Raw genomic sequence first — 6,790 nt, 5'->3', positions numbered from 1 at the left:
ATAATGATGAAGGAGGAAAGCCCATGCCAAACACAACGAAAACATTCTATATAACAACCCCAATCTATTACCCAAGCGGCAATCTGCACATCGGACATGCCTATTCAACGGTTGCCGGTGATGCCATGGCACGCTATAAACGGCTGCGCGGCTATGACGTCATGTACCTGACCGGGACTGATGAACATGGTCAGAAAATACAGCGAAAAGCGCAGGAAAAAAACATGGAACCACAGGAATATGTCGATGATATTGTCAGTGGGATTCAAAGTTTATGGAAGAAGTTAAAAATTACCAATGATGATTTTATCCGGACAACGGAGGAACGGCATAAAAAAGTGGTGGCCCAAATCTTTGACAAGCTGGTGAAAAAAGGGGATATTTACCTGGATGAATATGAAGGCTGGTATTGTACGTCATGTGAGTCGTTTTTCACGGAGCGTCAATTGGACAACGGGCATTGTCCGGATTGCGGCAAACCTGTTGAGAAAGTGAAAGAAGAATCGTATTTCTTTAAAATGAGCAAGTACGTTGACCGGCTGCTCCAATTTTATGAGGAGAATCCGGATTTTATCCAGCCGGAAACCCGAAAAAATGAAATGCTGAATAATTTTATTAAACCGGGGCTTGAAGATTTGGCCGTATCGCGGACAACATTTGACTGGGGCATTAAAGTTCCAGGCGATCCGAAACATGTTATCTATGTTTGGATCGACGCCCTGACAAATTATATTACAGCATTGGGTTATGGTACGGATAACGATTCATTGTATCAGAAATTCTGGCCTGCAGATGTACACCTGATGAGCAAGGAAATTGTCCGTTTCCATACCATTTATTGGCCGATCATGCTGATGGCATTGGATCTGCCGCTGCCGAGAAAAGTCTTTTCCCATGGCTGGATTTTGATGAAAGACGGCAAAATGTCCAAATCAAAAGGAAATGTCGTTGATCCGATTCAGCTGACTGACCGGTATGGACTTGATGCACTAAGGTATTATCTGCTGCGTGAAGTTCCATTTGGATCCGATGGCGTGTTCACCCCGGAAGGTTTTGTAGAACGGACAAATTACGATCTGGCCAATGATCTTGGGAATTTATTGAATCGTACGGTTGCGATGATCAATAAATACTTTGATGGTAAGATGCCGGCATATATCGCATCAGAAACAGCCATTGAAAAATCACTGGAAGAGCTGCAAAATGAAACGATTGAAAAAGTCGAAAACGCCATGGACAATATGCAGTTTTCGGTGGCACTTTCTTCACTATGGCAGCTGATCAGCCGCACCAATAAATACATTGATGAAACAGAACCATGGATCCTGGCAAAAGATGAGGCAAATAAAGAGCGGCTCGGCAATGTGATGGCCCATCTTGCCGAATCATTGCGTAAAATAGCTATTATGCTGCAGCCATTTTTAACCGAAGCACCTAAAGAGATCTTCCGGCAGCTTGGATTGGATGACACCGCGTTAAACGAGTGGGATCGTGTTCATGACAACGACCAAATTAAAGCGGGGACCAGCGTCCAAAAAGGTAAACCCATTTTTCCGCGCCTGGATGAGGACAAGGAAGTTGAAACCATCAAGGCCATGATGCAAAAACCGGCACCGGAAACGAAAGCGTCAGAAAGACAGGTCCAGGAGCAAAAAGAAGTAATCGCGATTGATGACTTCATGAAGCTGGATATGCGTGTTGCCGAAGTCCTCAAAGCTGAACCGGTGAAAAAAACGGATAAACTGCTGAAACTTCAGCTGGATATAGGCACTGATAAACGGCAGGTTGTCTCAGGTATTGCTGAGTATTATAAAGCGGAAGAGCTGGTTGGCAAAAAAGTTATCTGTGTGACAAACTTAAAACCTGTCAAACTCCGCGGGGAGAAATCTGAAGGAATGATTCTTTGCGGTGAAGATGACAGCGGGCAAGTTGTTCTGACCTCTGTTGAACAATCATTGCCAAATGGTTCAATCGTAAAGTAAAAATATTAAGATGTTGTTCAAAAAGTCCGGTAAAAATGACACGTCGGGGTAGAGGAGAGGACCTTCGACTAAATCACCGACACGTCCTGTGACGAACGTCGACGTCACCACAAACGCTAGAAGCCCGCTCCTTGGAAAAGAAGAACGCTTTTCCTGCGTGCGAAGTGAATTCAATGAAGCTTTTCTTGTGCTCGAAACTGCGCCGCCTCGAAATTCTCGGTCCTTTTTATCCTCTTTTTGAACACGCGCTTAAAATGCGAGGTCAGCTCACCCGAGTTTGACCTTTTCCTGTGCTAAAAGGAGTGGTGTTATGTTATTCGATACACATGTCCATTTGAATGCAGATCAGTTTTTAGAGGATCGTGATGAGACTATACAGCGTGCATTTGATGCCGGGGTGAAATATATGGTCGTTGTCGGGTTTGACCGTCAGACGATTCCACTTGCGATTGAAATTGCGGAAGAATATGAAACCATTTATGCGGCTGTTGGATGGCATCCGGTTGATGCGGTGGATATGACTGATGAAGATCTCGCCTGGATCGAGAAGCTCTCAGCCCATCCTAAAGTGGTGGCAATCGGTGAAATGGGATTGGACTATCATTGGGACAAGTCACCGAAAGATGTGCAGAAAGAAGTTTTTCGAAAACAGATCGCCTTGGCTAAAAAAGTCAATATGCCGATTATCATTCATAATCGGGAAGCGACCAAAGATATTATGGAGCTGTTGCAGGAGGAAAAGGCAAGTGACGTCGGCGGCATTATGCATTGTTATAACGACTCAGCCGAATATGTGCAAACCTTCCTGGATATGAATTTTTATATTTCACTCGGTGGCCCCGTAACGTTTAAAAATGCCACACTGCCAAAAGATGTAGCAGTCGAAGTTCCGCTTGAACGGTTACTTGTTGAAACAGATGCCCCATTTTTGGCACCCCATCCGAACCGGGGCAAACGGAACGAACCGTCGTATGTCAAATTGGTTGCTGAGAAAATTGCCGAACTACGGGATATGTCATTCGAGGAACTTAGTGATAGAACAACGGAAAACGCCTTTACTTTTTTTAATATCGAAAAAAAGGCATGAAGTATGTCGAATTTTGTCCATAATTGAAACAGCCAAAGGATGATCGTTTGATGAGGTCAGGCAACGATGCCGGCCTCTTTTTTTTATTTTAAACATGCGCTCATATCGAGGGATAAAGGAGTCTGTTATACAATAGTTACTTTTTGTAATTCAATTGTAAACGAACCGTAAACGAAACTTCGTTGTAATTGCATAGTAATGTCTATATAATCAAAGTCGCGGTGAAAGGAGGCAAAATAAGATGAGAATATTTTCAAATCTTTTGCCGAGATCAGCCTGGCAATGGACCCTCTCCGGGATTGGGCTATTAGCACTTATTGTTTTTTCAGGATTTATTATTGCTGAAACAACCAAAGCAGAGGTAGCCATTGTTGATAATGGAGAAGAACAAACTATAAAAACACATGCAGATACGGTTCAGGAACTGCTTGAAGAGACAGGGATCACGTATTCCAATCATGATGATTTATCTCATAACATAGATGCTGAAATTGAAGATGGCATGACCATTACATACGAAGAAGCCAATAAACTGACCGTCGTGATTGACGGCGACGAAGAAGTTTACTACACAACGGCTGACAATATCAGTGAATTCCTTGAAGAACAAAACATATCTATCACCGAGCATGATGAAACATCACATTCCAATACAGCTGACATAACCGATAAGATGGTTTATTCGGTTGATAAGGCGTTTGAGGTGACGCTTTTTGATGCCGGGAAGGAAATTGACATAGAACCGACGACAAGTGGAAGTGTTAAACAAATATTAAAAAACAACGATATTGCTCTGGATGAATTGGATAAAGTGAAACCGGCTCTGAATAAAACGGTTAACAAAGGCGATGAAATTAGGATAACACGTGTTGAAAAGTCCACAGAAAAAGTGGAGGAACCAATTGAATATGAAATTGAAAAACGAAAGGATAACAGCTTGGAAAAGGGAAAAGAGCAAGTCATTGCGGAAGGGCAGGAAGGTGTCCTTGTCAAAACGGTTGAAATAACGAAAGAAAACGGTGAAGAGGTCAGCCGCGAGACAATCAAGAAGCAAGTAAAACAGGAAAGTGAAAAACGGATTGTGGCACTTGGTACGAAAGAAAAGGAACAAAACCTGAAAACGCTATCGTCAGAAAGCAGCAATCGTAAGGATGATGAAGCCCAAAATGGCAATGTGCTATATATGAATGCCAGTGCCTATACAACTGATTGTCTGGGCTGCAATGGGAGTGGGAATACAGCAACAGGCATCAATTTAAAAGAAAATCCCAACGTTGTGTCGGTTGATCCAAATGTCATCCCTTTAGGATCTAAAGTGTGGGTTGAAGGGTACGGCAATGCGATAGCCGGCGACACCGGTGGACATATCAAAGGGAACCGGATCGATCTTCATTTCGAATCAAAAAGCGCTGCGAACAGTTTTGGAAGAAAAACAGTCAAAGTCAAAGTTCTTGAATAAGTTATGATATAATGCGCCTGTCATGGTATAGTGGCAGGGGCATTATTGTATCACGCATGTAATTGGGGGATATAAGAACTCCCAAAAAGATTCACTTTACTTTACCTCGCATATAATGGTCAGTAACCCGCCCAAAAACGACGGCCAACTGACCATAAATGCCCGATTCTGTTCACCTAACATTCAGAGGGATAAAAATCAATTCCGCTGAATGAAGTTTCACTTTAAGAGAAGAGGAATTGACGTGAAAATCAAAGAAGTCATTGTTGTGGAAGGCCGCAATGATACATCCAAAATCCGTCAGGCGGTTGATGCGGATACGATTGAGACGAATGGTTCCGCAGTTAATAAATACATTATAAAACAGATCAGGCACGCACAAGCTAAACGAGGTGTCATTATTTTTACCGATCCCGACTATCCGGGTAATCGGATTCGCCATATCATCGATCAGGCTGTCCCCGGGTGCAAACATGCATTTTTGCCCCGTGATGCCGCTCGTGCAAAAAATCCGGATCATAAGAGCCTTGGAATTGAACACGCATCGGCTGAAGCCATTCAAGAGGCACTTCAGGGTGTTTATTCAATATCGCAAAAAGACCACTCTGAAATCTCAAGGGAAAATCTGATTTCTGCAGGCCTGATCGGCGGTTCAAAAGCAAGTGCTAGACGGGAACGCCTTGGTGAATTACTGCAAATCGGCCATACGAACGGTAAGCAGCTGCTCAACCGGCTTAACACGTTCCAGATAACGAAAAATCAATTTGATAAAGCGATGAACCAGGTTATTCAGGAGGAAAACAATGATTAATCAATGGATTGCAACCCCTAAACGGACAAAGGCGATTCTTGAGACTTATGGTTTTTCCTTTAAAAAAAGTTTGGGGCAGAATTTTATCATCGATGTAAATATCCTGAAGAACATCATTCAAAAGGCAGGCATTGATGAGCGGTCAGGTGCAGTTGAAATCGGCCCCGGTATCGGCGCTTTAACTGAACAGCTGGCTGTCAGTGCAGAAAAGGTGATCGCCTATGAGATTGATCAGCGCCTGCTTCCTATTCTAAATGACACACTGTCTAGATATGGTAACATCGAGATTATTAACGAGGATATTTTAAAAGCAAATGTAGCTGACATGTTGAAATCCCGGTTTAAACCCAGTCAGCCAATTTATGTTGTTGCTAATCTGCCATATTACATAACGACACCAATCCTGATGAAACTTTTGCGCGAAGATTTGCCGGCTGCCAGTTTGACGGTCATGATTCAAAAGGAAGTGGCCGAACGGATGGCAGCAAAGCCTAATACTAAAAGCTACGGTTCGCTGTCCATTGCCGTACAGTATTATACCGAAGCCAAAGTCGTCATGAATGTTCCCAAAAGCGTTTTCATGCCACCTCCAAATGTTGATTCAAGCGTTTTAAAATTGACGAGGAGAGAAAAAGCCCCTGTGCATGTCGTGGATGAAGATTTTTTCTTTGATATGGTACAAGCATGTTTTGCACAACGGCGAAAAACGTTGCGGAATAACTTGATCCGGCATTTTGAATCAGCAGCTGATAACCGGACCATTTCAAATGGGCTGAAGCAAGCTGGCATCGATGAAACACGACGCGGTGAATCCCTTGACATGGAAGAGTTTGCCGAGTTGGCCAATACATTTTACAAGATAGTCAAAAGCGGAGCCTAAAGCTGTTGCCAAATTGGAGGCAACGGCTTTTTAAATGCTCCTGCATGATTTTCTTTCATAATGAATAAGCACAGGCCAGCCCCTGACGTCATAGCCTGTAGATAGAGACCTATTTTTCACCGGATCAGAGGCTATGAGGTGGATTTATGAATTTTACAGCAGGTGAACGTGTAACACGAAAATCACATAATCATGATTTATTGTTCCGTATTGCAGCAATCTCAGGGGATACTGCCATCTTGCACGGGGAAGATATGCGTCTTGCGGCAGATGCGCCTCTGGATGATTTGGTACGTATCGGGAAGCGGGATTTAAAAATACTCAAACAGAAAATAAAAGAGCAGGAAGCGTCTTCCTACCGACTGTTTCGCCAGGATTATCAATTAATGAAAGATAAACGCGAGTATCAATCAGGGGACGGTTATCAGCATACAGCCGGTTTTTTCCAGCTGCCGGCAAAAGTTTTGCATGTGGATGGTGATCGTACGTATCTCAGGAAATGTACTGAGTTATACAACAGGGTAGGTCTTGTGGTGCATGGTGTCTATGTCCATGAAAAGGAGATGCCGCA

The 6,790-nt window shown here is 43.2% G+C and carries 6 protein-coding genes; all 6 read left to right on the top strand.

Annotation, left to right across the window (positions count from 1 at the left end; all coding sequences use genetic code 11):
• Positions 1 to 23: 23 nt before the first annotated feature.
• Positions 24 to 1,982, top strand: coding sequence for a methionine--tRNA ligase (gene metG / locus VK080_RS08270; RefSeq protein ID WP_324224297.1), 1,959 nt, complete (start codon positions 24 to 26; stop codon positions 1,980 to 1,982).
• A 310-nt stretch (positions 1,983 to 2,292) separates the two neighbouring features.
• Positions 2,293 to 3,069, top strand: a complete 777-nt coding sequence (locus VK080_RS08265; protein ID WP_324224296.1) for a TatD family hydrolase — start codon at positions 2,293 to 2,295, stop codon at positions 3,067 to 3,069.
• Positions 3,070 to 3,310: 241 nt separating this feature from the next.
• Positions 3,311 to 4,528, top strand: a complete 1,218-nt coding sequence (locus VK080_RS08260; RefSeq protein WP_324224295.1) for a ubiquitin-like domain-containing protein — start codon at positions 3,311 to 3,313, stop codon at positions 4,526 to 4,528.
• Between the two features lie 244 nt (positions 4,529 to 4,772).
• Positions 4,773 to 5,339 carry a ribonuclease M5 gene (gene rnmV, locus VK080_RS08255; protein ID WP_324224294.1) on the top strand — a complete coding sequence of 189 codons (567 nt, stop codon included), beginning with the start codon at positions 4,773 to 4,775 and terminating at the stop codon, positions 5,337 to 5,339.
• Entirely contained in the window at positions 5,332 to 6,219 is an 888-nt protein-coding gene (gene rsmA / locus VK080_RS08250; RefSeq protein WP_324224293.1) for a 16S rRNA (adenine(1518)-N(6)/adenine(1519)-N(6))-dimethyltransferase RsmA, read from the top strand. Before rnmV ends, rsmA begins: the two co-directional genes overlap by 8 nt.
• A 146-nt stretch (positions 6,220 to 6,365) precedes the next feature.
• Positions 6,366 to 6,790: sporulation peptidase YabG (locus VK080_RS08245; RefSeq protein WP_324224292.1), on the top strand; the 425-nt coding region annotated here is incomplete at its 3' end.

Source organism: Lentibacillus sp. (genome assembly GCF_035301925.1).
GTDB lineage: Bacteria > Bacillota > Bacilli > Bacillales > Amphibacillaceae > Lentibacillus.
The sequence above is the reverse complement of the archived record's forward strand: the minus strand, read 5'-3'. Positions and strand labels throughout refer to the sequence as shown.